Origin of the sequence: Leptospira haakeii (assembly GCF_002812045.1) — a bacterium.
GTDB classification, from domain to species: Bacteria; Spirochaetota; Leptospiria; order Leptospirales; family Leptospiraceae; genus Leptospira_B; species Leptospira_B haakeii.
This window is the reverse complement of the sequence record NZ_NPEG01000006.1, coordinates 167,271-190,931: the sequence shown is the minus strand read 5'-3', so window position 1 is coordinate 190,931 and position 23,661 is coordinate 167,271. Positions and strand designations below refer to the sequence as shown.

Sequence of the window (23,661 nt, the reverse complement as noted above, 5' to 3'; positions counted from 1 at the left end):
CCACAAGCCAACCTGTACTAAATTTTCTAAGTTCCCTCCTATGGCAAACCAGAAATCTGTCCTCAAAGGGGCTCAAATCCTCCAAAATATAGAAGAACTCAAGCAGAGACGATTCTTCCATTTAGAACTCAAAGGTCTGACTAAACCTACCAGAGATATTCTTTCCGAACTCGTTAACGGTCTTTTAGAAGAGATCGGTGCCAACCCTCTCGCTGCATTTCATCTTTTCAGCGGACTGATGGAGGCATTATTAAACGCGATCAAAGGAAATATCCGCCATATTATTTTCAGAGATGAACTTCTGAAAAAAATAGAAAAGCTTGGTGAGACTCAAGAAGAAGCAGAAGAACTACTTGAGATCATCATGGATACTTCTCCGCTACGTGATGCTATGCATCGATATGTGGTTCCGGATAAGATCAAAAAACAAGTACAGAGTATCCTTCAATTAGAAGATAGGATACGTGCTAAAAAGCAGATCTTAAAAGACGAAGAGAAAGAATTCCTCACGGATATACGTTTTAAACTTAAGAAAAACAGAATGCGAATTTCTGTTAAGATCAAAATCACCAAAGACGAGCTGAATTTCAGGATCCGTAACGATTCTCCGATCCATAATATGGATTTTGGAAGGATAGAAGAATCACGTATTCGTCATAAAGAATTATTCGACCAAGGAAATTCCGCAGATTTCTTCCGTCCCGAGTTCTTGGACGAAAAAGAAAGTGCGGGTTTTGGTATCGCTATGATCGACGAAGGTTATTATACTATGGGTCTGAATCCTTTGGATCTATTAACAATCACTTCCGGATCTAGAACTACTACCGTTTATATGAGATATCCTTTAACGGCACTGCGGGAAATGTCGTTTTAGAGAATATAACGACTTAGGTCTTTATCTTCTATAATTCCCTTTAGTTTCGACTCGACAGCGGCTTTGTTTATGGTTAGTTTTCGTTGGTCTTCCGGTAGATCCGGGCCTTCGAAACTTAGGTCTTCTAAGAGTCTTTCCATGATCGTATTCAATCTACGAGCGCCTATGTTTTCATGTTTTTCGTTCATGTCATAGGCGATCTTTGCGATCTCTTTGATTCCATCCGGCGCGAACTCTATTTTGATACCGTCAGTTTCTAATAATGCTTGGTACTGTTTTACTAATGAAGATCTAGGAGCTGTTAAGATTTTTTCAAAATCATCCATGGATAATTTTTCGAGTTCTACTCTGATCGGAAAACGTCCCTGTAATTCTGGGATTAGATCGGAAGGTTTAGACATATGGAATGCACCGGCAGCGATAAATAGGATATGATCCGTTACGATCGGGCCGATCTTTGTGTTTACAGTTGCACCTTCTACGATCGGAAGTAAGTCCCTTTGTACTCCTTCTCGTGAAACATCAGCCCCTGCTCTTCCTTCTCTGCTCGCGATCTTGTCTATCTCGTCTAAGAAGACGATTCCCATTTCTTCTACTCGTTTTTGAGCTTCTCTTTGCAACTTGTCAGGATCTAAAAGTTTTTCAGCTTCTGCTTCTTCTAAAATTTTGAGAGCATCCGGAATTGGTAGTTTTCTTTTTTTCTGTTTTTTAGGCATTAAATCGCCCAAAACATTTTGTATATGATTGTCTAGATCTTCCATATTTCCGGCACCGAATACTTGTAGCATTGGAAGTCCTTGTGGACCTGCTTGTGGAATATCTATCTCTATAATTTGTTCGTTTAGTTTCCCGGACTTGAGTTTCTTTCTCATAGTCTCTCTGGTTTCTAAAAATCTTTTTTCTCTCTCTTCGTCCGCTTCATTTGTGGAGAAGCCGATTGAAGGAGGATGAGGATCCGCGATAGAAGTTTTGGCTGGGAAAGGAAGTAGGATATCTAACAGAGCTTCTTCCGCTCTTTCTTTGGCTTTTGCCTCTACTTCTTTCCTGAATTCTTGTTTCACTAGGTTTAGAGAAACCATTGCAAGATCTCTAATGATACTTTCTACGTCTCGGCCTACATAACCTACTTCCGTAAATTTTGTACTTTCTACTTTTAAGAAAGGTGCACCGCAGAGTTTGGAAAGTCTTCTTGCGATTTCTGTTTTTCCTACTCCAGTGGGTCCGATCATGATAATGTTCTTAGGGTAAATTTCTTCTCTTAATTCGGGGTCTAGTTTTCTGCGTCTAGTCCTATTGCGAAGAGCAATTGCCACTGCTTTTTTGGCGTTCTTCTGTCCTATGATATGTTCGTCTAGTTTGGAAACGATTTGTCTGGGAGTGAGTTCATCATCCCCTAATTTGGTTTCATTCGTTTGGGAAAGGAATTCGCTCATTGTCCGATTTCCTCTACAATTATATTATGATTTGTGTATATACAAATATCTGCGGCTATATTCATGGCTTCTTTTACTATTTGAGAAGGTTCTAGGTTTGTATGATTATAGAGTGCTCTTGCTGCGGAGAGTGCATAATTTCCACCGGAACCGATTGCTAAAATTCCGTCGTCAGGCGAGATTACATCTCCCGTTCCAGAAACTAGAAAAGATTCGTCCTTATCTGCAACGATGAGCATTGCTTCTAATCTTCTAAGAGCTCTGTCAGATCTCCATTCTCTTGCAAGTTCGACTGCGGATCTGGAAAGACTTCCTCCGTATTCCTGCACTTTTTTTTCGAATAATTCGAATAAGGTAAATGCATCCGCTGCAGAACCTGCAAAGCCGGATACAATTTTGTCGGAATAAAGTTTACGAACTTTTCTCGCGGTATTCTTCATGACGGTGTTTCCGAAAGAAACCTGTCCGTCTCCTGCGATCGCTACCTTTCCGCCTTTGCGAACGCAGAGTATTGTGGTTGCATGTATTTTATTTGGATTTATCGAGTCTTGCATGTGGGTGAGCCTTTCGGTAGACCTCTTTGATCTTTTCCTTACTCACGCTCAGGTAAACCTGGGTGGTGGATAGAGAGGAATGCCCCAAAAGCTCTTGGACTGCGCGGATATCCGCGCCGGCATCAAGCAAGTCCGTTGCGAACGTGTGACGGAATTTGTGGGGGGTAATGGGTTTGTCCCATCCCATTCTTTTCCTTCTCTCGTTCAAAATATAACGAACCCCTCTGGTCGTCAGTTTATTTCCCTTTTGATTCAGAAAAATTTCATCAGATCTGGGACGAAATCTAGGACGCACATCTAAGTATTCATTTAGACTTTTGATGGCTTCTTTTCCTAAATATACGTATCTTTCCTTTCTTCTTTTACCAAGTACCTTTAAGATAGTATGGTCTGCGGATAATTGTACTAGAGTCGCATCGACTAATTCGAAAACCCTGAGTCCTGAAGAATATAAAACTTCTAAGATGGCTTTGTCTCTGATATTTAAGATCTCTGACGCGTTTTCATTTTCGTATTCGTAATCTAAAATACTTTCGGTTTCTTCTATCCTGAAATTTTTAGGGACTTGTTTTCTCGTTTTAGGAAAACTAACGGAAAGGATCGGATTTCCTGGAACCAAATTATCTTTTAATAATACTTTGTAGAATGTTCTAAGGCTGGATAATTTTCGGCTTTGGGTCCTTCTATCCAAACCTTGGTTTTTAGAAAGGAAAGCAAAATAAGAACGAACATCAACTGATTCTAATTGGTAGATTTCTATCTGTTCTTGTAGACAAAATTCAAAAAATGATTTCAGGTCTAGGAGATAAGCGTTGAGAGTGTTTTGGGAATAATTTTTTTCCACCCTCAGATATTCATAAAAACGAGAAGCGGCAGAATTCAGGATTTCAGAAGGAAATTGGGGAAGTTTGACCGCGTATTCGCTCACAGGTTTCTCCGGATAAAAATGCCCGGAGAAGTTTGCCTGCCCGGGATAGTTTATTTATCGGAGGCTTTCGAAAAAATGATCTGTCTTTCCCGGACCCAATCTTTTATTTTTTGTTTTGCCTGGTCGAATAATTCGGGCAATTTACTCATTTCTTCCTGGTTAAAATTGGATAGAACGTGTCCCGCTGTGAGCGCGCTGTCTCCAGGTTTTCCGACTCCGAATCTTAATCTGAAAAAATCTGGAGATCCTAGTTTTTCGGAGATATCCTTGATCCCATTATGGCCACCGTTTCCGCCACTCTGTTTGAATTTGAGTTTGGAGAATGGAAAGTCCACTTCATCATGAATGACTAAAATGTTTTCTGGAGGGATCCCGTTTTTGCGGGAGAGTTCCGAGACTGCTTTTCCGGAAAGATTCATGTATTCGAGCGGTTTGAGAAAATAATAAGAAACTCCGTCCTTGTCTAGTTTCCCTTTTGCTTCTTTGGAAGAATTGTTCAAATCCACTCCCCAGTCTTTGGCAATATCGTCCAAGACCAGAAAGCCAATATTATGACGGTTTCTTTCGTATTTTTGGCCTGGATTGCCCAGACCAACGATCATCAGTTTCAAGTTTGCCATGTAGGAAGAATTAAGTTCAGCATTTTTTCTGTAGCTAAAACTGCAGCTACTGTTTGGTCGCAGTGGATTCCCATAGTTTTGAAATTTTCTTCTTCATGATTTTCCAGGGCTTTATTCCAGGTAATCATTGTTTCCACGAGTGCATCCGTTTTTCCGCCGGGAGGAATTCGAACCTCGTAGTCTACGAGTCTAGGAATAGAAAGGCCAGCTTTGGAAGCAATACTAGTCAGAGCGGACATGAAAGCGTCGTAACCTCCGTCGCCTTCTCCTTCTTCAGAATATTTTTTACCATGATATTCTAATTCTACAATTGCTTTGGGACGAATTCCAATACCTGAATTGATCTTACATCCAGTGATCTTGATTGCTTGTACACTAGAATTCCCGGAAACGTCTGCGATGATAAATGGAAGATCTTCAGGTGTGATCGTTTTGTTTTGGTCACCTAGTTCTATTACTTTTTCTAAAACCTTTTTTTCTATCTCTGGAGAAAGTACTAGACCAAGTTGTTTTAGATTTTCGGAGATGCTTGCCTTTCCTGCAAGTTTACCAAGCGCATAACTTCTTTTTCTACCAAATCGTTCCGGTAGAATTGGGTTTGCATATAAATTCCCTTTTTTATCTCCGTCAGCGTGAACCCCTGCTGTTTGGGTGAATACATCTTCTCCCACTACTGGACGGTTTGCGGAGATCCTTTTTCCACTGAATACTTCTACCAAGCGGCTTGCTTCCGAGATTGATTTTTCATCCACATCTGTGCATATTCCCACTTTATCATGAAGTGCTGTGATCACAGCTTCGAGGGGAGAATTTCCTGCTCTTTCTCCAAGTCCATTTACGCTAACGTGTAAACCTTTTGCTCCTGCTTTGACCGCGAATAAACAATTTGCAACAGAAAGATCGTAATCGTTATGTCCATGGAATTCAAAATGTAGTTCTGGATGTTTCCCAGTAAGAAGGGAAATTCCTGAAAATGTCTCGTCTGGAGAAAGAACCCCCAATGTATCCGGGAGAAAAATTTTGCCTAATGGTTCTTTGGAAAGATGAGAAACAAAATCCAAAACATATTCTTTGCTGTTTAAATATCCATTGGACCAGTCTTCCAAATAAATATTCACTTCCAAACCATTCTTCTTAGCGTATTGGATGGTTTCGGATACTTCTTCAAAATGTTCTTTGGGAGTCTTTTTGAGCTGCCCTTCTAGATGTTTGAGAGAACCTTTAGTAAGTAGATTTAAGGTTTTAGCTCCGGAAGCAAGGATCCAATCCACACTTTTGTGAGAATCTACGAATCCTAAAATTTCGATCCGTTTTTCCAGACCTTCGGAAGCTGCCCAGGACATGATTCCACGGACACTTTCCAGTTCTCCCTGAGAGACCCGAGCGGATGCGATCTCCACTCTATCTACTTTCAGATTTTGTAATAGAAATTTTGCAATATTTAGTTTTTCGGAAGCGGAGAAACTTACACCTCTGGTCTGCTCTCCATCTCTGAGAGTTACATCCAGGATTTGGACTTTAGGCCTTGTGTTTCCCATTTATTTTAAATACTTTTTTAGATCTTCCGAGGATGGACCCATGATCTCCACAAGAGTGGAACCAGGGTTATTTGCCAGGTGAAGTCCCCCATCTTCTAAAATTTTTAGAAAGGAATGTGCTTGGATATAATCGTCGGTCATTTTTTTCAAAACTCCTTCGCCTATCCCATGTACAACTTCTACCAGGGTCTCCCCTTTCATGAATGCGGCTTGGATTTCCCGGTCCAAGAGCCGATATGCCTCTTCATATCTCATTTTGCGGATATAAATCGACTTGGGACCTTTCCGGTTTCCGTCCGAATGTTTCCCTCTCGCCATTCTGAGACCATCCTAGGCGGACCTTTTCTCTCGAAAACAAAGAAATTGGATTTTTGCTTTCCCTTTAGAAGCCCCATGTTAGAGTTTTCCTTTCCCAAAATGTTAAAAAGGAATCCTGCAAGCTTGTGACGGAAGAAACAGAACGCAAAATTTCCAAGAATACGGAAAAACGTAGGGCCGCGATTTGCGGAGGAACTCTCGGAAGAGAAAATCGTTATTATATCCGAGGCCAGGTAGTTGATATCTCCGTCAGCGAAGAAATGACGGATCCTAAAAAATGGGACCTTCTTACCGGCTTATTTCAAGGACAAGAAAAAGAGATCACTCCATTTTTAGACTACGGACTCGAGTCAGTACGTAAGCCTATCCTTGTTGCGGAAATTGTGGACCAGTCCGGAAAAGTGTTACATCGTTCTCCTGAGATCAGAGGAGACGAAAGTGGATTTTTCTTTCATGAGTTTACCTTTCCTTTAAGTCCTGGAAATTATACATTCCATATACATTTCCTGAAACCTGATTCTTACAGACAGTTTGGGAAAGACCTGGCCTATTTGAACACTCCAGGCAAACACGAGTTAGTTTCCCAAAGTTTGATCGGAATGGGAGCTTTACGTATTTTGCCTGAAGAATATACGGGGATCGTAACTACTTCTGATATAGACCAGACTTATCTTGCTACGGATATCCATTCCAATAAGGGAAAAATCTCCACATTATTCGAAACACCCGAGCAGAAATTACCTTTGCCGGGTATGCCTACATTATTCAAAGAATTGAGAGAAGCTACTAGTGATTCTCCTCTTTGTTTTATTTCTGCCAGTCCCCATTTTTTCAGAAGGACCCTACTTTCTACATTTAGGACACAAGGTGTAAAAACCGAATCACTTCACTTAAAGTATTTAGAAGGTACTTTGAAAGGAATGGTGGATAAGTTTTGGGACACTCTTTCGCATCCCACTAGATTTTTAACAGAAGGTCTTTGGGGAGCAGTAGAAAGGGTCCGTAAATTTGCCGGATCTTCTTTCCAAAGTTTATTCGATCAATTGGCGTATAAGCTTACAATCCTTCTTAGAGATAGAATCTATCTTCCTACAAACTCTAAAGAAATCTTGCTTGGGGATAATACTGAAAGCGATTATCTGATCTTTATTTTATATCAGTTCATTTTAACCGGAGCATTACAAGGCAAAGAATTAGAAGATTATTTGTATAAGTTGAATTTTTTAGGAAGAGATGCGATTACACGAGATAATGCAAAACTAATACGAGAACTTGCGGAAGAAAATCATAGGATCCATGGTGATATCAATCCGGTTCAATTGGTTCTAATCAATAAAACGGAACTTGGGCCCCCTTCTGATGAAATGAAATGGAATGTCAGAAGTGCTCTTCCTACCGGTTTAGATCCTTGGAAGACGGAAGGAATTGCACCTTATATTCCAACGGATGGTGCTTTAGGTTTTGCACTTGTGATGGTAGAAAGGGGAATTTTAGATCTTTCTTCTGTTTTAAAAATTTCTGGAGATATGGCCGGACAATGGTTCGAAGGAAAAGTGATAGATCCGAATGGTTTACTGGAGCTTGCTAAAAAATTAGAACTTCCTAAAGAAACTGATTCCATTCATAAAAAGTTTGTAAAAACTCTAAAAGAAGTTCTGGAAGCCTAGGCTTCCCTTCTTCTTTCGAAAAACTTTTTGTAGATTATAAATCCAAGAACTGCTGTTACTAAGAAGCCTGTAAAAATTTTATTATACAGAGCTAAAAATTCTAATACCTTCTCCCAATGAGATCCAAGGTAAAATCCTCCGTAGATCAATATCCCACACCAAATAGTGACTGCTAATGTGAATGCGGAAAAAAACAGAACAGGTTTCATATCCACCATTCCAGCGACTATAGAAACGAAAAATCGTATCCCTGCGGAGAATCTGGAGAAGATCACTACAACCAATCCATTTCTGGAAAACCAATCCAAGGTTTTTTGGATAGACTCTTCGTTGTACAGTTCCGATTTAAATGGGAAGTTTTTATTCTTCAGCCAATCCAATAGTTTATGGCCGAATGCATACATGACCCAGGCGCCTGCTAGATTTCCTACTAATGTGCTTGAGACCAGTTCCCAAAAACTTAAAGCACCTCTTGCGAGTAAAAATCCACCGAATGCGGTAACGGTATCTCCCGGCCAAGGAGGAAAAACGTTTTCGGTAAAATTGGAAAATGCGAAAAAAAACCAGACTAGGGCGCTGGGCAGACCGGATACCCAATCTAATAGAGTTTGGATATAAAAATCGAATCCGGTGAATTGCATCTAGAAAAGGATTGTCAAGGGGGAAGCGTTAGATTCAACTAAATTTCGTGGAAGGCCGTAGTTTCTCGCAAGTCCTCTGTTCGGTTCTAGTATTTTTACTGATCGGAAATCTTTCTCTTTTTGCTCAGGATACCAAATTACCCGATTTAATGAGTCCTGATCCTGTAAAAACCAAAAAGGTCAAAGATAGACCTAAAATTTTCAGGCATAACCAACTCACCATAGTGGAAAAGCCATACAAGGCTCCTTCTTCCATTCCTAGCAATTTTGTTCCGGATGATTCAGAGGTATTGTTTTTTACGGAATTAAAAGCGGATCGTCTGTTAGAGAATAAGGAAGCGGTTGTAGTTTTTAAAACTTCTCTTCCAAAAACTACCATGGAAAGATATTATGAATATCTGATTTCCAGTTTCGGTCATAAAATTTTACAGAGCCAAAAGTCTGAAGAGAAAAGTCTGTATCTAGTGGATATTCTTAGGCATAAGGTACTCGCCATCACTATTCATCCTGAAGAAAAAGGAAGTATCGTAAAATTATTCCAGAAAACCACGAATGGAGGATTTTAATGTCCCCGAAAGAAGGGCAGGAAACCAACCGAAAACTTTTCAACCTGATCCTAGGTATATTTTGTATTGGGACAGGCTTCCTACTCTTTGTAGTTTTAAGACCATATTTTTATTCCGCACTCGTTGCTTTGATCTTATACTTAGCCACTCGCAAACAATACAAACAATTGAGAAGATTGGTTGGTCCTAAGTTCGATCCATTGGCTCCTTACATTATGATCGGTTCCGTTTGTATGATCGTAATTTTACCCTCTTATTTTATGATCCGCACTTTGATCGAAGAATCCCTTTCCATCCTATTTAAGATCAGAATCTCTCTTTCTGAAGATAAGATCATAGATACGATCATGAGCCTGAATATACTTACTGATCTATTCACGGATAATCCATTTTTCTGGGTGAAACTTCCAGAAATTTACGGAGACTTTGCTAAAAATTATATAGATATATTGAACTTGGACAGCTTATACGCTGTTTTAAGTAATGCTTCTTCCTTTATTTTAGGTTCTATAGATCTTCCTGCCGGGATCATCATGAACCTATTCTTCTCACTTTTACTTCTATTCTTCTTCTACCAAGACGGAAGAAAGATAGAAAGATTCATTTTGGACAATTTACCATTCTCCACTGAGGTAGAAGAACAAGTAGGAAGAAAGATCGCTTCCGCTGTACAGACTGTATTCAAAGGAAATCTAATTGTTTCCATTATGCAGGGAGCTGGAGTTTATATTCTTCTTTTATTCGCAAAAATTTCGAATCCTTTCTTATATGCGAGTCTTGCAGCATTTTTCTCTTTAATTCCTGTGATTGGAACTTCGGTAGTTTGGCTGCCGATCGGGCTTTATTTGATGTTCATCGAGAATAATATCATTGGCGCGAGCTTATTTATGGTAATGGGCCTGACCTTGTATATCGTTTTGGAGAATGTTGTAAAACCTAAGATGTTAGACAAAAAACTTAGGATCCATCCTTTGTTGATATTTTTGTCCTTGATCGGAGGAATCCAAGAATTTGGGATCATGGGGCTGGTGCTTGGACCGGTTGCAGTCACAATGGTTGTGATCCTTTGGGACTTCTGGAAATTATACAGAAAAGATTTTTTCGCTAGTTAATTTCGGATGGAAGAAACAAAAACATATTCCGTTTCGGAAATCAATTCTATCGTTAAACAACTTCTAACTGGCCCGGATATTCTTAGGAATATCTGGATCCAAGGAGAAATTTCCAATTATTCAAAGTCTCACCAAGGTCATATTTATTTTAATTTAAAAGACCCAAAGTCCTTAATCGCCTGTACCTTTTTCTCTTATAGTAATGGAAGATATAAAGGAAAACCTTTGGAAAACGGAATGGAGATAAAAGCATTCGGTGCAATCTCTGTATACGAACCTCGCGGCCAATACAATTTAAATATTTCTAAAATAGAAGAGTTGGGACAAGGGGACCTTTTACTTCAGATAGAAGAACTGAAAAAAAAACTTGCTGCCCAGGGTGTTTTTGACCCGGAAAGAAAACGTAAACTCCCTGCATTTCCGTGGAGGATTGGTGTTGCTACTTCCCCCACCGGAGCGGCGATCGAAGACATTATTCGTATTTCTAAACAAAGATTTCCTAATATAGATATTTTGATCTCTCCTTGCCTTGTCCAAGGAGACGGAGCGCCTGAATCCATTATTTCTGCGATTAAACAATTAAATGATCCTAAGTGGGACGTGGATCTGATCATTGCAGGTCGAGGTGGGGGAAGTACAGAAGATCTGATGGCGTTCAACGACGAAAAAGTGGTACTTACGTTTGCACAAAGCCGTGTTCCTATTATTTCCGCGGTTGGTCACCAGATAGATTCAGTTCTTTCCGACTTGGCAGCCGACCATTTTGCACCCACTCCTACGGCCGCGGCAGAAATGGCTGTGCCAGAAATGGAACTTGTTGAATCAGGACTTATTGAATTCGAAATCCGACTTAAAACAGCTTTAAAAAACCAGGCAAACAATCTAAAAGAAAAGTTTCGGATACTGACCAATAAAAAAGCATTCTTAGATCCTAGGTCCATGTTGAACGATCGTATTTTACAACTGGATGAGATCAATTCCAGAATACATCTATTGGGTAAAAACTATCTGATGAGCGCCCAAAACAAATTTAGTCCTGTATCGACTGGATTGATTACTTCTTTTAAATCCCAGTTGGAAAGGAAGAAGAAGGAGTTCCAACTTCTCTCCGGAAAGCTGGAAGGATTTTCTCCCTTAGGGACTTTGAAAAGAGGATACTCCGTAGTTAGGAAGAAAGGAAAAAAAGTCGTTACATCTCCGGCACAATTGGAGAAAGAGGAAGAACTAGAGGTCATACTTGCGGAAGGTAGGATTCGGGTTTCTTACCAAGGTGAAATACAATGAGTAAAAAAACAGAAATCAGTTTTGAACAAGCATTAACCGAATTGGAGCAGATCGCTGAAAATTTGGAAAGAGGACAATTGACCCTAGAAGAATCCATTAAATCTTATGAGAGAGGAATGGAACTCAAGATCCTTTGCCAATCTATCCTTGCGGAAGCGGAAGGAAAAATTGAATATCTTTCTAAATCAGGAAGTGGAGAAACTCAGAAAAAGACCGCAAGTCCTAAGTCTGAAACTTCTTCAAGAGCTGCGACCCCTCCTGCGGACGATGATGAGTTATTTTAATAGAAATGTTTGATATAGTACCAAACAAAAATTGAAATAACTCCTAAATACGCAAAAAATTCAGTAAACCGATTTTCTAAAATTTTTCTCCAAACTTGTTTACCTAGATTCCATCGGATGATAAAACCGGAAATTCCTAGAATGGAAATCGGGATCCCGAATGGATGATATTCCCAGGACTGGGAAAAATCCCCTCTAAAAAAACATATCACTGATCTAGTCAGTCCGCAGCCTGGGCAATCCCAGCCTGTTAGATGTTTCCACCAACAGATAGTAAACCAGTGCTCCGATTCTGTATCCAATGGTAGCTGAAAGGAAATTAAGATGGTTAGAGTGATAAATACGATTAAAGATAGTGAAATAGCGAAAAATAATCGGAAGATAGGATTAGAAACCGGACCAGTTTTGGATCCGGTTTCTAATATTAAAAAATTATTAAGCTGATTTCGCAGCTGGTCCCACATATTTCGAATCAGAGAATGCTAATATCGGATATCCAATTCCAAAAATGAAAAGTACCGCATAACCTGCAGTCTTACCGAATGATTTAGCCAAATCGATAGCAACAAGAATGCTGATAATGATACCAACACAAGGGACGAAAAATAGGATAAACCACCAACCAGGTCTTCCAACGATTTCCATTAATACATAAAGGTTATAAATCGGAATGATCCCTGCCCAACCAGGTCTGCCTGCTTTTTCGAATATTTTCCAGAAGGAAAATAGGAATACTCCAAGGATCGCAATATAAACGATAGCGGTTATGACTAAACCGATTCCTGAACCTGAACTTTCTTCCATTCGTTTTGCTCCAAAAATAGAATCTGAGGAAGTATATTTTTAATTTCAGGAAAGCAAGAAGAAAATTTACGAAATTTTTAATTTCCCAAATAGACCGAATGGTTTAACCCGACTTACTGGACCGACAAAGTAATTGTTCCAGCATCCGTGACCGGAATGACCAAACAACGGGTGGAACCGTTTGTAGTATTTACTCCGGAATAGGATTCGGTCCCTATATTCTCACTTCTAACTTCTACCTGACTAAAATCCGTTGGGATCAGCACAGAGTTTTCTGTCCCGATCCACAAATCGGCTTCCCCACTTGTAAAACTAACGTTAAAGGTATTTGTTGCGCCATTTCCGGTAAAAGAATAGAAATAATAGTGATAACTTGCCCCGGAGAATGTTGCGGATCCCCCGGTAACGATAGTTGGGACTGCCGAGTCCGCACATCCTCCAGTCGGGACAGGAGTGAAACTGGCTCCGTAAGCCGAGTATAATAGACTAGCCGCAGTATCGTCCGTAGAAGTTGTATCTCCGTTTTTGGAGCATGCAAGGGTCAATAATAGGAATAAGGAAGGAGTAAAAGTTTTAAGGTTCAATAAAAGCCTCATGGAAATAAGCTCTTTTTATCTTAGAACCTATTATTCTTTTTTAGTTCCAAAGACCAAACTTTTTCTTTCGGATTATAGAAGAACAAAAAGGCCCGCTTTGTAGCGGGCCTTGGTTTAGTTACTGGATACTTCCGCTCCTATTTACCGCGTTCTGCCACATCGTAGTGAAGAAGTCTGCGGATCTATATACCGGTTCCAGATCGGAACGTTTAAGTCCCTGCTGTCTTAAGTCTTCAAAGAAGTCTGGCATGAGCCCTATATGAGACGCACCTTCCGTATTGAAGTCGAATGTCCTATTCCCGAATGAGTATTTTCCAAGAGAAGGAGAAGCCGCAAGAGTTGCCGCTAATCTAATGGAAGAGTCAGGAGAGAATGGATATCCCACTTTAGAAGCCTCCGGCTGTGCAATGACTGAAGTTCCTCCAGGACAAGCACGAGTTCCATAACGAGGTCCAGGCATATGAGCAAATCCGTTAAAATCTGTTCCGATAGCTATCCTTCCGTCATAAGCAGGATCACCTATTAGATTTTTGAGATATTGGTAAGATTGAGCGAATGTTTGGCTAGTTCCACCGCAAGCATGTGCGATATAAGAACCGTCGCTATTCTGTCTCCACTCACCTACTTCTTCCAGATTTCCTTGTCCAGTGATAAGCCCGATCATTCCACCTAAGGTGCTGATACGTTTGAGTGCTGCACCTGTTGGGTTTGCCTCGTGACGATTTCCTTTATTCGCCATATCATACACACCGGTGTGACCAGTTACGATTCCAGGATATGATTGTTGTTCAGCAAAAGTAATCGCTCCGTCCAAAGATTTTGCAGACATATGACCTACATCGATGATCATTCCTTTTTTCATCAACTCTCTTAAGACTTTTTGTCCGTAAGTGGTCAAGCCTGCAGTATTACAATCCTGTCCGTAGTGTTTACAGTCGTACTTAGTTCCACTTCCAAGGATATTGTAAAGACCTGCTCCACCGAATCCGTTGGTTTTCAAGTGGATCGGGAACACATAACGTAACCCCAAATCATACAATTCTTGTACGCCTTGGGTGATCATAGAATCGTTACAGTTACTTCCTGTACAATCTACTAGGTAATCTACTTCCGCTCCTAAGACTACTGCAAGTTTACCGCCAGAGATCACACTTTGTGCATCTGCAGGAGTTTTTACGATACGGAACCAACCTTGTCCTGGACCGCCACTTTGTGAGTCGATCCAAGCTTGCATATCATATACTGCTTGGGTTTGTCGGCGCAAAGTGTTCATATCATTCAAGTCGTAAACTGGATCAGTAGCGATCGCTATTCCTTTAATGATATCTGGAAGTCCGTTATCAGTAGCTCCAAACATATAGTCACCGTTTACTGCGAGTACTACCATGGCTCTCATCCCGCCTTCATAGGCGCGTTTGATCCATTCATAATACATGGTTTGGTGAGTGTAACTATTGTTCGCAGGCCAATAAGGGAAGCCAGCGTATCCTCTATTATCGTGACGAGCCGTTCCTAATAAGGCTCCGATGATATCATCTTGAACGATTGCTTCTACCCTAGAGTGTCCTGCCGAATGTCCTTCGTCAGAAGTGCTAGGACAATCTGCTAATGCAGTCGCAGCTGGCCCGAATGGAGATCCATGGAAGATCACTCCACCGAAGCCTAAATTTGCCATTGGGTGAGTGTGAAGATCCACATATCCGGGAAGAGTTCCGCTTCTCTTAAGAGAATCGTTAGCCCCTCTGTTATATGCTTGTGGAGCAGATTCACAACTTGAATCAGCTACGTACCATTCTCCCCACATACCTGTGGCTCCACCTGTATTCACACATCTATGAGGTGTGGTATAGGTTTTACCTGCGATTGTGATCGGCATCTTCGCGCAGGCTTCTTCCCAAGAACCTACTATATTCCATAAACGTGAAGAATACTTTCTTTTACCTGCATAAGAACCGGAGGACTGACAACCATCATTCTTATGAGTGTAGTTATAGATTCCACCTTCATCTGGAGCAGACCAGTTTGCTTCGCAAGAATCATCGATCAGATCGAATTCTCCCCACATATTGAATCCAGTGTTTTTGCAACGACTTGGTTTAGTGAATACTTGGCCATTAATGGTTGCTCCCATATTGGCACAGGTTGTTTCCCAACTTTGTCCTGATGGAATCCCATAAAGGATTGCTGAATATTGACGTTTCCCTGGAAAAATTGCAGTGCAACTATCCTTCTTAAATGTTCCCCAATATGGATCGCCGAAAACGGACGTGCTCATAGCAAAAACAGCTAAGAATACGACACCTAACGCACGACCTCGTAAAAGCCGAGTTTTCATACGTTTCTCTCCCTACTTACTAGTTTGTATGTTTTTTGTATTCTTCGGTTACGTTTTTCAGCTTTTTGCCGTACAGTTCTTTGCCGGCTAGTATCATTCTGCGTTTTTCGTCATCAAGGCGCTCTGGATATCTTTCTTCCATCAAGCGCAACAATTCCAATTGATCCTCTTGGAGTTTTATTTGCGCGGTATAATATTGATCGATTTCCTTGCGGGTCGCTTTTCCGGAGTAAATTTTTCCGTACAATGTAGCCCAGCTTTCTAAAAGTTCTTCCTGTGCTTTTTTTTCTCCAGCATCTTGGGGAGTCGCAACAGCCACCCAGTATAAATTGTCTGGGGTTTCACTCTTTAATAAGGCAGCAGAGACAACAGCATTGTCTTCGTTATAGTTAGAAGAAGTTCCCGGGCTGATAAACCCGGAGAACATAGAGAACCCTTCGGAAAAAATGTTTTTGGAAGAAGCTTGGGAAGCCCCCGCCTGACTTCTAGTAAAAATAAAAATAAGAACTACTATAACAAAAGCAGAAGAAATCAGTAATGCGTTTTTCTTAGATGGCATCGGCCGAACAGTATATTACATTATGCTCCTTTATGCAAATTCTTTGTAACTATTTATTAGAAAAATGTTATAAATATTTGGAAACATGCTCTAGTAATTTTTGCAAAGCAAAAGAAGAAGTAAAATCGATACTTAAGTCATAAAATTATAAACTAGAACAAGTAGTACTATGATAATTGCTTGTATTCTTGGAGATGAGTACATTCTTTTTTCAGGAATTTATGGCTTTTCTAATTCATCTTTTTGACAAAGTTTTTTCACTAGTTTTCCTAAATCGAATGATTGGACAAAAAAGGGAGTTTTTTAAAAGGGAAAGGGATAAATTTGGGAATATGCAGGCGTTACTTCGGTTTCTTTTCGGGCTCAATTATCGTTTTGCACTTAGGCAGTATAGAAAGGCAAAGATACTCTCTTCCGTAAACTTTGCTCCTGTATTCACAAGGAACGCATATCTCGAAATTTTGATCGTACTCAGATATGTGTATCTCATCCTTCCTATCATTATTTTACCTTTTGCATTCTATGATCTACTCGATGCATTTTCGGATGCTAAGGATAATTCATTCGTACTATTCGACTTGGTCTTTTATTCGGTTTTCCTTACAATGAATGTACTTTTGAATTCGGGCCGATTGCATAGAGCCGATCTGGATCGGATCAAATTGTTTTGTAGGATTGGGGTACTTCTTCTTTCCCTGACCGGGACATGTATCACTGTCGTTGTATTTCCTAGGCTGCCTGAAATTTCACTCTTCTCCACCGCGATGTTCAGTGTTGCGATCATGTTTAGGTTTCCGGATCATACCAAGTATTTTATCTACACGATCAACTATTCAATTCTATACGGTTTTATCTATTATACTGGGAATCGAGAACCTGTACTTATACAAAACCCTCTCGTGACCTTATTTTTGATCTTAATTTTTGATCGTGTGTCTTTTTTAACTTTGGCGAATACTTATCTCAAAACCCAAAGGATCATTCGTTTGAACGAAAGACTCAGGGAAGAAGATACAAATAAAAGTGATATGATCAGTATTGCAGTTCACGATTTAAAAAGTCCACTTTCTGGGATTATGAGTATTAGTACGATTCTTCGCAAAAACTTAAAATCATTTTCAGATAAGGAGAAGAAGGAGATCCTCACAGATATAGAAAGTTCTTCTCGAAAAATTCTAGGCCATATTGATGATCTTGTTGGAATTGCTGCTTCCGGCTTTGAGAATATTAAAATAGCTTATGATATTTTTAATATTAATTCGTATATTAGATCTACGATCCAAAACTTCGATTATCAGGCTTCTCTAAAACGTATTCAATTTCATACTAAATTTGATAAAGAAGATATAAAGATCCGTTCGGACAGAAAAGCGGTAGCTAGCATCTTGGATAATTTGGTCTCAAATGCGGTGAAATATTCTCCTCCAGGAGGTTCTATATTCATACATTCTAAACTGATCAAAGATAAGGGGGACTTCATACAGATCCAGATCAGCGATGAAGGAAAAGGATTTACCGACGAGGATAAAAAACTTTTATTCTCAAGATTCACTCGGCTCTCTGCTAAACCTACTGGCAATGAACCTTCTACCGGTGTGGGGCTTTATGCTGTTCATCGATTGGTAGAGCTATTAAATGCGAAGATCAGTTTGGATAGTAAACCTGGACAAGGGGCAACATTTACACTTCTGTTTTCTAGAACTAAAATTTCAGATTGACCATTTAAGAATTTTTTATAGAACTCGCTAAGCATGGTGAGAGCTGTTCTAGTTGAAGATGATAAGCTGATGGCAAGAACCATCCAGCATTATTGTAGAGAGGCATTCGGAAAAAGTCTAGTCTCTCTTAAAACATTCGATGAATTGACTCCAGCTCTCTATAGTATTAAGGAAAATCCTGTAGACCTTTTGCTTTTGGATATCAATCTGAAAGGGCAGTCAGGTTATGAGATATTAAAACTTCCTGAAAAAGATTCATTCTATACGATCGTGATTTCTTCTGATAAACAAAATGCGGTAACTGCATTTGATTTTGGTGTTTTGGACTTTGTGGCAAAGCCGTTTACTAGAGAAAGATTTATAGCAGCGATAGATCGTATGAAGGCAGCCTCTGCTTCTAAGGCGGATTCTATGCGCAAGAATAGTATCTCCTTAAAAAAAGACGGAATGATAGAAGTGATCCGATTTCAGGATATTCTATATTTAGAGGCATCTGGTAATTTTACGGAGATCCATCTTAAGTCTGGCAGAAAAGAACTGATACGTAAAACAATGGAGTCCGTTCTGGCGGAACTCAATTCTGATTTTTTCCGTTCTCATAGATCCTTTATTATCAATCTATCCGAAGTAAAAAAGATCTTACATGGAAAAGGAAACCATTTTAAAGTTCTTTTAGGCGACTCTGCAGAAGTTGCCTTATCCAGATCAAATTATAATTCCCTAAAAGATATGTTAGGTTAAAAAAAAGCCCGCAGGGTTTGGCGGGCTTAAGAAAAATCTATTTCGTTAGATTTCTTTATTGGATGCTCGCACCTCTTGTGACTGCGTTCTGCCACATAGTGGTGAAGAAGTCAGCCGAACGATAAACTGGTTCCAGATCGGAACGTTTAAGTCCTTGCTGTCTTAAATCTTCAAAGAAGTCAGGCATAAGCCCGATATGAGAAGCTCCTTCCGTATTGAAGTCGAATGTCCTGTTCCCAAATGTATATTTTCCAAGGGAAGGAAGAGCTGAAAGAGTTGCAGCTTTCCTAATGGAAGCATCCGGAGCAAATGGATATCCTACTTTAGCAGAATCAGGTTGAGCGATCGTAGATACTCCTCCTGGGCATGCACGAGTTCCATAACGAGGTCCTGGCATATGGGCGAATCCGTTAAAGTCGGTTCCGACTGAGATTCTTCCGTCATACGCTTGGTCTCCGATCAGGTTTCTAAGATACTGATAGGATTGTGCAAATGTCTGGGTGGTTCCTCCACAAGCATGGGAGATATAAGAGCCATCAGAGTTTTGTCTCCACTCTCCTACTTCATCCAGATTTCCTTGCCCTGGGATAAGTCCAATCATTCCACCTAATGCAATGATTCGTTTGAGTGCAGCTCCTGTTGGATTTGCCTCATGACGATTTCCTTTGTTCGCCATATCATACACGCCGGTGTGACCAGTAACAATACCTGGATAAGATTGTTGTTCTGCGTAAGTCAGAGCTCCTTCCAAGGATCTTGCGGACATGTGTCCCACGTCTATGATCATCCCTTTTTGCATTAGGGCTTTCATGATCTTAGGTCCGTAAGAAGTTAAACCTGCAGTATTACAATCTTGTCCGTAGTGTTTACAATCATACTTGGTTCCACTTCCAAGGATATTATAGAGACCTGCTCCACCGAACCCGTTGGTTTTTAAGTGGATTGGGAATATATAACGTAAACCTGCGTCATACATTGCTTGAACACCTTGAGTGATCATAGAGTCAGTACAAGTTGTGGTTGTACAATCTACTAAATAATCTACTTCTGCACCTAAAACCACTGCGAGTTTACCGGCAGCGATCACACTTTGTGCTTCAGAAGGAGATTTTACGATACGGAACCATCCGAGTCCCGCTCCACCACTCTTCTGATCGATCCAAGTTTGCATATCATATACTGCTTGGGTCTGACGACGTAAAGTGTTCATGTCGTTTAGATCATAAACTGGATCAGTTGCAATTGCGATACCTTTGATAATATCCGGAAGACCGTTATCAGTTGCTCCGAACATATAATCACCGTTTACAGCAAGGACAACCATAGTTCTCAAACCGCCTTCGTAGGCACGTTTGATCCACTCATAATACATTGTTTGGTGAGTGTAACTATTGTTTGCAGGCCAATAAGGGAAACTTGCGTATCCTCTATTATCATGTTTTGCTGTAGAAAGTAGAGCTCCAATAATATCATCTTGAACGATTGCTTCTACTCTGGAGTGTCCAGCGGAGTGGCCTTCGTTAGACATACTAGGGCAATCTGCGAGTGCAGTTGCTGGTTCTCCGTAAGGAGCACCATGGAAGATTACTCCTCCAAAACCTAAATGAGCCATTGGGTGAGTATGAAGATCCACATAACCAGAAAGAGTTCCAGTTCTTTTGAGAGAATCTTGAGCACCTCTTGCATACGCTTTTGGAGCGGACTCACAACTTGAATCTGCAACATACCATTCTCCCCACATTCCTGTGGTTCCGGTATTCACACATTTTGTTGGAGTTGTATAAGTTTTACCTGCGATTGTGATAGGCAATTGAGCACAAGCAGCTTCCCAAGTAATCCCTACTACGTTCCAAATACGGGAAGAATATTTTCTTTTCCCCGCGTACGTTCCAGAGGTTTGGCAACCGTCATTCTTATGAGTCCAGTTATATGCTCCGCCATCGTCTGTAGCAGACCAGTTTGCTTCGCAGGAGTCGTCGAGTACATCGAATTCTCCCCACATATTTAAACCGGTATTCTTACAACGACTAGGCTTCGTAAATACTTGGCCGTTAATGGTTGCTCCCATATTCGCGCAGGTAGTTTCCCAGCTCTGGCCCGAAGGGATCCCGTAAAGGATTGCTGAATACTGACGTTTGCCAGGGAAAATTGACGTACAGCTATCCTTCTTGAATGTTCCCCAATAAGGATCCGCAAACACGGATACACTTCCTGCGAAAAACATCGTACATACTACGAAGCCGCGTACGGATCTTCGTATTGACCGATAATTCATAATTCTCTCCAAATCTATTTTTGGTTTATGTGTTTTTCATATTCATCTTTTACGTTTTTTAACTTTTTAGCATATAGTTCTTTGCCGGCCAGAATCATTCTTCTCGAATCGTCATTCAAACGTTCCGGATATCGATCCTCCATGATCTTCAATAGTTCTAATTGATCTTCATGTAGTTTGATTTGAGCCGTAAAATACTCATCTATCTCTATGCGAGTTGCTTTATTGGAATAAATTTTTCCATAAAGAGCTGCCCAATCTTCTCTTAGCTCATTCTGGGCTTTCATTTCTGCCGCATCTCTTGGAGTTGCTACGGCTACCCAATATAAATTGTCAGGAGTTTCATTTCTCAAAAGAGAAGCAGGTATAAGTCCTTCTTCATCGTTGGAAGAAGATGAACCCAGGCCTAAAAAATTGGATAAAGAAGAGAATCTTTCGGAAAAGCCGCTTTTTCCGGAATGAGAATGGGCAGCTTCTGTGTCCTTAGAAGAGGACGGAAGCACTAAAAGGACAAATAAGCTTAAAATAAGGGTAGAAACGGCTATTAATGCTATTTTGCGTGGCATGCAAAGGAAGATACAAGTCTTTGATCAGCTGTGCAATGAGTTTGGGATGAAAGTGAATCTAAGTATGATGAATGGAAAAAATAATCATAATATATATATATCGATCGTTCTAAAACCTATCATCAAATTATATCGTTTGTTCGATAAAGAGTTTTATTTTTAGGATTATTTCGTTTAACAATATGGCTTATTGAATAATCTGTTTTAAACGTAACGCTTTTAAGAAAGAGAATATGGAAATGACATAGATTTTCAACAAAATCCTCTTGTCCCTCATGGGGAAATAAGAATGTCTGGCAGTTTGGGGAAATCTAGTCTGAGTTCGTTGCAAGAGGAGAAAATCTTTTTAAGGATCTTAGCTGAGAAGAGGTAGAAGTTGATTTAATTTTTTTCCTTAGGTCCAAAATAATTTTATGAACGTTTGTTTATCCCTCGATCGAGGGGGTATTCGATTATTTTCTGAAAATGTAATAATCTTTTAAGATAACTTTGTGGTAATTGAATATTTTCATTCCTCGAATGGCAAAACTATATAAAGGTTATTTAATGAATCATTTGTGCTTTCGTTTTTTTTTTAATTAGTATTACCTTATTCGCGGTAATTACGGGTTGTTCGGATGGTGGAGGACAAAATCTAGCTGGTCTTTTACTCTTGAATTCAGGATCAAGTTCTTCTTCCACAGGGTTTACAACTGGCCAAGAAGCTTCGGCGGTAATCGGGCAGAATAATTTAACTACAGGTGTTTCAAACAATGACGGCTCCGGAACCGCCGGAGGCTTTTCCTTATCCACAATAGGAGATGACTGTAATTCCGGAACTGGACCTAAGGGGACTCCCTTATTTTCCAACGGGAAACTTTTTGTTCCGGACACTGGAAACTGTAGAACTCTAGTCTTCAATTCCGTCCCTACGTCTAATTATCCAACTGCGAGTTTTGTTATCGGACAGACAAATGGTACTTCTTGGTCAAATACCGTCTCTGCCTCTGTATCAACTGGACCGGTGGATATCGCCACAGACGGGACCAAACTTTTGATCTCTGACCAGACCGCGAATCGAGTATTGGTGTACAATACCTTCCCCACTGCAAGCAATGCCTCGGCAAATGTTGTGATAGGACAAACAAATACTACAAATACTGCAAGTAATTCCACATCGCGGTCAACGTTTAGGCAGCATAAGGGCGGTCTTGCGGTGGCCGGAGGAAAAGTTTTGGTTTCCGATTACGATCGATGCGGTGTACTGATCTGGAATTCCATTCCGACTGCTGACGGAGCAAATGCGGACCTTGTACTTGGACAAGCGAATTTTACCAATACAGGCGGCATGCTTAGCTTAGAAGGTTGTTTAACTAGTAGAGGTGTATGGACCGATGGAACAAAATTGCTTGTGGTGGATTCTCTCTATCATAAGGTTTTTGTTTGGAATACCTTTCCTACATCCACTGGGCAGGCAGCGGATCTAGTCTTAGGAAGCGACGATCTTGATACTTATCCTGCTATATCCGGTTCAGGAAATAATTTATTAAATGGACCCACGTATGTAACTTCCGATGGGACTCGTATTTTTGTGACGGATTCAGGGAATAATCGGGTATTGATTTGGAATTCCTGGCCGACTGTTAGTGGCGCGGCCGCGGATGTAGTTCTAGGCCAGTCGAGCTTTAGCGGCACGAGCGCGAACACGACTGCGACAGGTTTGAAAAATCCTCAGGGAATCGCTTTGATCGATTCGAAGCAGCTCATCGTGACGGATACTGGAAATTACAGATATCTGATCTATAACGCGAAGTAGTTTAAACTTCACTAACGGGTCCTCGTTCTTCTAGCAGGACCCGCTTTTCTTCTTTAAAAATTCAGTTGAATGTAAAATTTTCTGAAAAAAGACTAAACAAATGTTGGCTTTTAGGGTCTATTGAATAGATCCTAAAAAAGTCATTCTTGTTAAGATTCGGAAAAAAGGAATAAAATTGGCTCCCCCTGCAGGGCTCGAACCTGCGACCCAGTGATTAACAGTCACTTGCTCTACCGACTGAGCTAAAGGGGAATTTGCGGTAGCAGAATCCAGTTTTTAGAATTGAGGCAGGTTGGCAATGAAAAATCTTCGAGACATAGGTATTTTTCTGAAGGAGACATAGAAGATTTTTCCGGCAAAACCGAACGGCTTTCGGAAAAAGTACTACCTGAAAATTTGAAAGCTATAGTAGCGTGACATAATCCAAAAACGCACTATATTTTGCCGGAGTTT

23 protein-coding genes and 1 tRNA gene are annotated in these 23,661 nt (G+C 40.4%); 9 read left to right on the top strand and 15 right to left on the bottom strand.

The features are described from left to right. Nucleotides 1–40 precede the first annotated feature (40 nt). On the top strand, nucleotides 41–874 hold the full coding sequence (locus CH377_RS12000; RefSeq protein ID WP_100724030.1) for a hypothetical protein: 834 nt from the start codon (nucleotides 41–43) through the stop codon (nucleotides 872–874). Here the strand turns inward: CH377_RS12000 and hslU are convergent. The 6 genes from hslU to CH377_RS11970 are packed head-to-tail and all read right to left on the bottom strand — an operon-like array spanning nucleotide 871 to nucleotide 6,265. Beyond that, entirely contained in the window at nucleotides 871–2,307 is a 1,437-nt protein-coding gene (gene hslU / locus CH377_RS11995) for an ATP-dependent protease ATPase subunit HslU (RefSeq protein WP_100724029.1), read from the bottom strand. The two genes, CH377_RS12000 and hslU, sit on opposite strands and share 4 nt — an antisense overlap. Then, nucleotides 2,304–2,861, bottom strand: coding sequence for an ATP-dependent protease subunit HslV (gene hslV, locus CH377_RS11990; RefSeq protein ID WP_423789952.1), 558 nt, complete (start codon nucleotides 2,859–2,861; stop codon nucleotides 2,304–2,306). The genes hslU and hslV overlap by 4 nt, the downstream gene beginning before the upstream one ends. Next, entirely contained in the window at nucleotides 2,836–3,789 is a 954-nt protein-coding gene (locus CH377_RS11985) for a tyrosine recombinase XerC (protein ID WP_100724028.1), read from the bottom strand. The genes hslV and CH377_RS11985 overlap by 26 nt, the downstream gene beginning before the upstream one ends. Nucleotides 3,790–3,839: 50 nt before the next feature. After that, nucleotides 3,840–4,409, bottom strand: coding sequence for an aminoacyl-tRNA hydrolase (pth, locus tag CH377_RS11980; RefSeq protein ID WP_100724027.1), 570 nt, complete (start codon nucleotides 4,407–4,409; stop codon nucleotides 3,840–3,842). Then, the gene (gene cimA / locus CH377_RS11975; protein WP_100724026.1) at nucleotides 4,397–5,947 is read right to left on the bottom strand and encodes a (R)-citramalate synthase CimA; all 1,551 of its coding nucleotides are present in this window, start codon (nucleotides 5,945–5,947) and stop codon (nucleotides 4,397–4,399) included. Before cimA ends, pth begins: the two co-directional genes overlap by 13 nt. Further along, the gene (locus CH377_RS11970; protein WP_100724025.1) at nucleotides 5,948–6,265 is read right to left on the bottom strand and encodes a Smr/MutS family protein; all 318 of its coding nucleotides are present in this window, start codon (nucleotides 6,263–6,265) and stop codon (nucleotides 5,948–5,950) included. A gap of 125 nt (nucleotides 6,266–6,390) precedes the next feature. Here CH377_RS11970 and CH377_RS11965 point away from each other — a divergent pair, with 125 nt between their 5' ends. Further along, nucleotides 6,391–7,932 (top strand): phosphatase domain-containing protein, encoded by a 1,542-nt coding sequence (locus tag CH377_RS11965; RefSeq protein WP_100724024.1) that lies wholly within the window; start codon nucleotides 6,391–6,393, stop codon nucleotides 7,930–7,932. On the opposite strand, the gene CH377_RS11960 is transcribed toward CH377_RS11965, so the two are convergent. Beyond that, the gene (locus tag CH377_RS11960; protein WP_100724023.1) at nucleotides 7,929–8,573 is read right to left on the bottom strand and encodes a DedA family protein; all 645 of its coding nucleotides are present in this window, start codon (nucleotides 8,571–8,573) and stop codon (nucleotides 7,929–7,931) included. The two genes, CH377_RS11965 and CH377_RS11960, sit on opposite strands and share 4 nt — an antisense overlap. A 47-nt stretch (nucleotides 8,574–8,620) precedes the next feature. On the opposite strand from CH377_RS11960, the gene CH377_RS11955 reads away from it, so the two are divergent. From CH377_RS11955 to CH377_RS11940, 4 genes are read left to right on the top strand one after another with little or no spacing between them, the layout of a single operon-like run. Next, entirely contained in the window at nucleotides 8,621–9,139 is a 519-nt protein-coding gene (locus tag CH377_RS11955; RefSeq protein WP_100724022.1) for a hypothetical protein, read from the top strand. Next, nucleotides 9,139–10,251 carry an AI-2E family transporter gene (locus CH377_RS11950; protein ID WP_100724021.1) on the top strand — a complete coding sequence of 371 codons (1,113 nt, stop codon included), beginning with the start codon at nucleotides 9,139–9,141 and terminating at the stop codon, nucleotides 10,249–10,251. The genes CH377_RS11955 and CH377_RS11950 overlap by 1 nt, the downstream gene beginning before the upstream one ends. 6 nt (nucleotides 10,252–10,257) lie before the next feature. Further along, nucleotides 10,258–11,535 (top strand): exodeoxyribonuclease VII large subunit, encoded by a 1,278-nt coding sequence (gene xseA / locus CH377_RS11945; RefSeq protein WP_100724020.1) that lies wholly within the window; start codon nucleotides 10,258–10,260, stop codon nucleotides 11,533–11,535. Further along, nucleotides 11,532–11,819 carry an exodeoxyribonuclease VII small subunit gene (locus CH377_RS11940; RefSeq protein WP_100724019.1) on the top strand — a complete coding sequence of 96 codons (288 nt, stop codon included), beginning with the start codon at nucleotides 11,532–11,534 and terminating at the stop codon, nucleotides 11,817–11,819. Before xseA ends, CH377_RS11940 begins: the two co-directional genes overlap by 4 nt. Here the strand turns inward: CH377_RS11940 and CH377_RS11935 are convergent. The 5 genes from CH377_RS11935 to CH377_RS11915 form a co-directional block, all read right to left on the bottom strand. After that, the gene (locus CH377_RS11935) at nucleotides 11,816–12,283 is read right to left on the bottom strand and encodes a DUF2752 domain-containing protein (RefSeq protein ID WP_100724018.1); all 468 of its coding nucleotides are present in this window, start codon (nucleotides 12,281–12,283) and stop codon (nucleotides 11,816–11,818) included. The two genes, CH377_RS11940 and CH377_RS11935, sit on opposite strands and share 4 nt — an antisense overlap. Beyond that, the gene (locus tag CH377_RS11930) at nucleotides 12,255–12,623 is read right to left on the bottom strand and encodes a DUF5684 domain-containing protein (RefSeq protein ID WP_100724017.1); all 369 of its coding nucleotides are present in this window, start codon (nucleotides 12,621–12,623) and stop codon (nucleotides 12,255–12,257) included. The genes CH377_RS11935 and CH377_RS11930 overlap by 29 nt, the downstream gene beginning before the upstream one ends. Nucleotides 12,624–12,736: 113 nt before the next feature. Further along, the gene (locus CH377_RS11925; protein ID WP_100724016.1) at nucleotides 12,737–13,219 is read right to left on the bottom strand and encodes a hypothetical protein; all 483 of its coding nucleotides are present in this window, start codon (nucleotides 13,217–13,219) and stop codon (nucleotides 12,737–12,739) included. Nucleotides 13,220–13,337: 118 nt separating this feature from the next. Further along, nucleotides 13,338–15,554 (bottom strand): membrane dipeptidase, encoded by a 2,217-nt coding sequence (locus CH377_RS11920; protein WP_100724015.1) that lies wholly within the window; start codon nucleotides 15,552–15,554, stop codon nucleotides 13,338–13,340. A 19-nt stretch (nucleotides 15,555–15,573) separates the two neighbouring features. After that, nucleotides 15,574–16,113, bottom strand: coding sequence for a hypothetical protein (locus tag CH377_RS11915; protein ID WP_100724014.1), 540 nt, complete (start codon nucleotides 16,111–16,113; stop codon nucleotides 15,574–15,576). A gap of 332 nt (nucleotides 16,114–16,445) precedes the next feature. Here CH377_RS11915 and CH377_RS11910 point away from each other — a divergent pair, with 332 nt between their 5' ends. Together CH377_RS11910 and CH377_RS11905 are read left to right on the top strand one after the other, a co-directional pair. After that, on the top strand, nucleotides 16,446–17,831 hold the full coding sequence (locus CH377_RS11910; RefSeq protein WP_243402130.1) for a sensor histidine kinase: 1,386 nt from the start codon (nucleotides 16,446–16,448) through the stop codon (nucleotides 17,829–17,831). Between the two features lie 33 nt (nucleotides 17,832–17,864). Continuing rightward, on the top strand, nucleotides 17,865–18,572 hold the full coding sequence (locus tag CH377_RS11905) for a LytR/AlgR family response regulator transcription factor (RefSeq protein ID WP_100724012.1): 708 nt from the start codon (nucleotides 17,865–17,867) through the stop codon (nucleotides 18,570–18,572). A gap of 55 nt (nucleotides 18,573–18,627) precedes the next feature. Here CH377_RS11905 and CH377_RS11900 read toward each other — a convergent pair whose 3' ends face one another. Then, nucleotides 18,628–20,847, bottom strand: coding sequence for a membrane dipeptidase (locus CH377_RS11900; RefSeq protein WP_100724011.1), 2,220 nt, complete (start codon nucleotides 20,845–20,847; stop codon nucleotides 18,628–18,630). A 14-nt stretch (nucleotides 20,848–20,861) separates the two neighbouring features. Then, on the bottom strand, nucleotides 20,862–21,413 hold the full coding sequence (locus CH377_RS11895; RefSeq protein WP_100724010.1) for a hypothetical protein: 552 nt from the start codon (nucleotides 21,411–21,413) through the stop codon (nucleotides 20,862–20,864). 652 nt (nucleotides 21,414–22,065) lie between these two features. Between CH377_RS11895 and CH377_RS11890 the strand changes: the two genes are divergently transcribed. After that, complete coding sequence (locus CH377_RS11890; RefSeq protein WP_100724009.1) at nucleotides 22,066–23,208, top strand: NHL repeat-containing protein; 1,143 nt, start codon at nucleotides 22,066–22,068, stop codon at nucleotides 23,206–23,208. A 176-nt stretch (nucleotides 23,209–23,384) separates the two neighbouring features. Here CH377_RS11890 and CH377_RS11885 read toward each other — a convergent pair. After that, nucleotides 23,385–23,460 (bottom strand) — tRNA-Asn (locus tag CH377_RS11885). Between the last annotated feature and the right edge of the window lie 201 nt (nucleotides 23,461–23,661).

What these genes read in the sequence shown, in the direction of transcription:
- CH377_RS12000 (WP_100724030.1), top strand. Translation starts at nt 41, where the DNA reads ATGGCAAACCAGAAATCTGTCCTCAAAGGGGCTCAAATCCTCCAAAAT.
- hslU (WP_100724029.1), bottom strand. Translation starts at nt 2,307, where the DNA reads ATGAGCGAATTCCTTTCCCAAACGAATGAAACCAAATTAGGGGATGAT.
- hslV (WP_423789952.1), bottom strand. Translation starts at nt 2,861, where the DNA reads ATGCAAGACTCGATAAATCCAAATAAAATACATGCAACCACAATACTC.
- pth (WP_100724027.1), bottom strand. Translation starts at nt 4,409, where the DNA reads ATGGCAAACTTGAAACTGATGATCGTTGGTCTGGGCAATCCAGGCCAA.
- cimA (WP_100724026.1), bottom strand. Translation starts at nt 5,947, where the DNA reads ATGGGAAACACAAGGCCTAAAGTCCAAATCCTGGATGTAACTCTCAGA.
- CH377_RS11970 (WP_100724025.1), bottom strand. Translation starts at nt 6,265, where the DNA reads ATGGCGAGAGGGAAACATTCGGACGGAAACCGGAAAGGTCCCAAGTCG.
- CH377_RS11960 (WP_100724023.1), bottom strand. Translation starts at nt 8,573, where the DNA reads ATGCAATTCACCGGATTCGATTTTTATATCCAAACTCTATTAGATTGG.
- CH377_RS11950 (WP_100724021.1), top strand. Translation starts at nt 9,139, where the DNA reads ATGTCCCCGAAAGAAGGGCAGGAAACCAACCGAAAACTTTTCAACCTG.
- xseA (WP_100724020.1), top strand. Translation starts at nt 10,258, where the DNA reads ATGGAAGAAACAAAAACATATTCCGTTTCGGAAATCAATTCTATCGTT.
- CH377_RS11940 (WP_100724019.1), top strand. Translation starts at nt 11,532, where the DNA reads ATGAGTAAAAAAACAGAAATCAGTTTTGAACAAGCATTAACCGAATTG.
- CH377_RS11935 (WP_100724018.1), bottom strand. Translation starts at nt 12,283, where the DNA reads ATGTGGGACCAGCTGCGAAATCAGCTTAATAATTTTTTAATATTAGAA.
- CH377_RS11930 (WP_100724017.1), bottom strand. Translation starts at nt 12,623, where the DNA reads ATGGAAGAAAGTTCAGGTTCAGGAATCGGTTTAGTCATAACCGCTATC.
- CH377_RS11925 (WP_100724016.1), bottom strand. Translation starts at nt 13,219, where the DNA reads ATGAGGCTTTTATTGAACCTTAAAACTTTTACTCCTTCCTTATTCCTA.
- CH377_RS11920 (WP_100724015.1), bottom strand. Translation starts at nt 15,554, where the DNA reads ATGAAAACTCGGCTTTTACGAGGTCGTGCGTTAGGTGTCGTATTCTTA.
- CH377_RS11915 (WP_100724014.1), bottom strand. Translation starts at nt 16,113, where the DNA reads ATGCCATCTAAGAAAAACGCATTACTGATTTCTTCTGCTTTTGTTATA.
- CH377_RS11910 (WP_243402130.1), top strand. Translation starts at nt 16,446, where the DNA reads ATGCAGGCGTTACTTCGGTTTCTTTTCGGGCTCAATTATCGTTTTGCA.
- CH377_RS11905 (WP_100724012.1), top strand. Translation starts at nt 17,865, where the DNA reads ATGGTGAGAGCTGTTCTAGTTGAAGATGATAAGCTGATGGCAAGAACC.
- CH377_RS11900 (WP_100724011.1), bottom strand. Translation starts at nt 20,847, where the DNA reads ATGAATTATCGGTCAATACGAAGATCCGTACGCGGCTTCGTAGTATGT.
- CH377_RS11895 (WP_100724010.1), bottom strand. Translation starts at nt 21,413, where the DNA reads ATGCCACGCAAAATAGCATTAATAGCCGTTTCTACCCTTATTTTAAGC.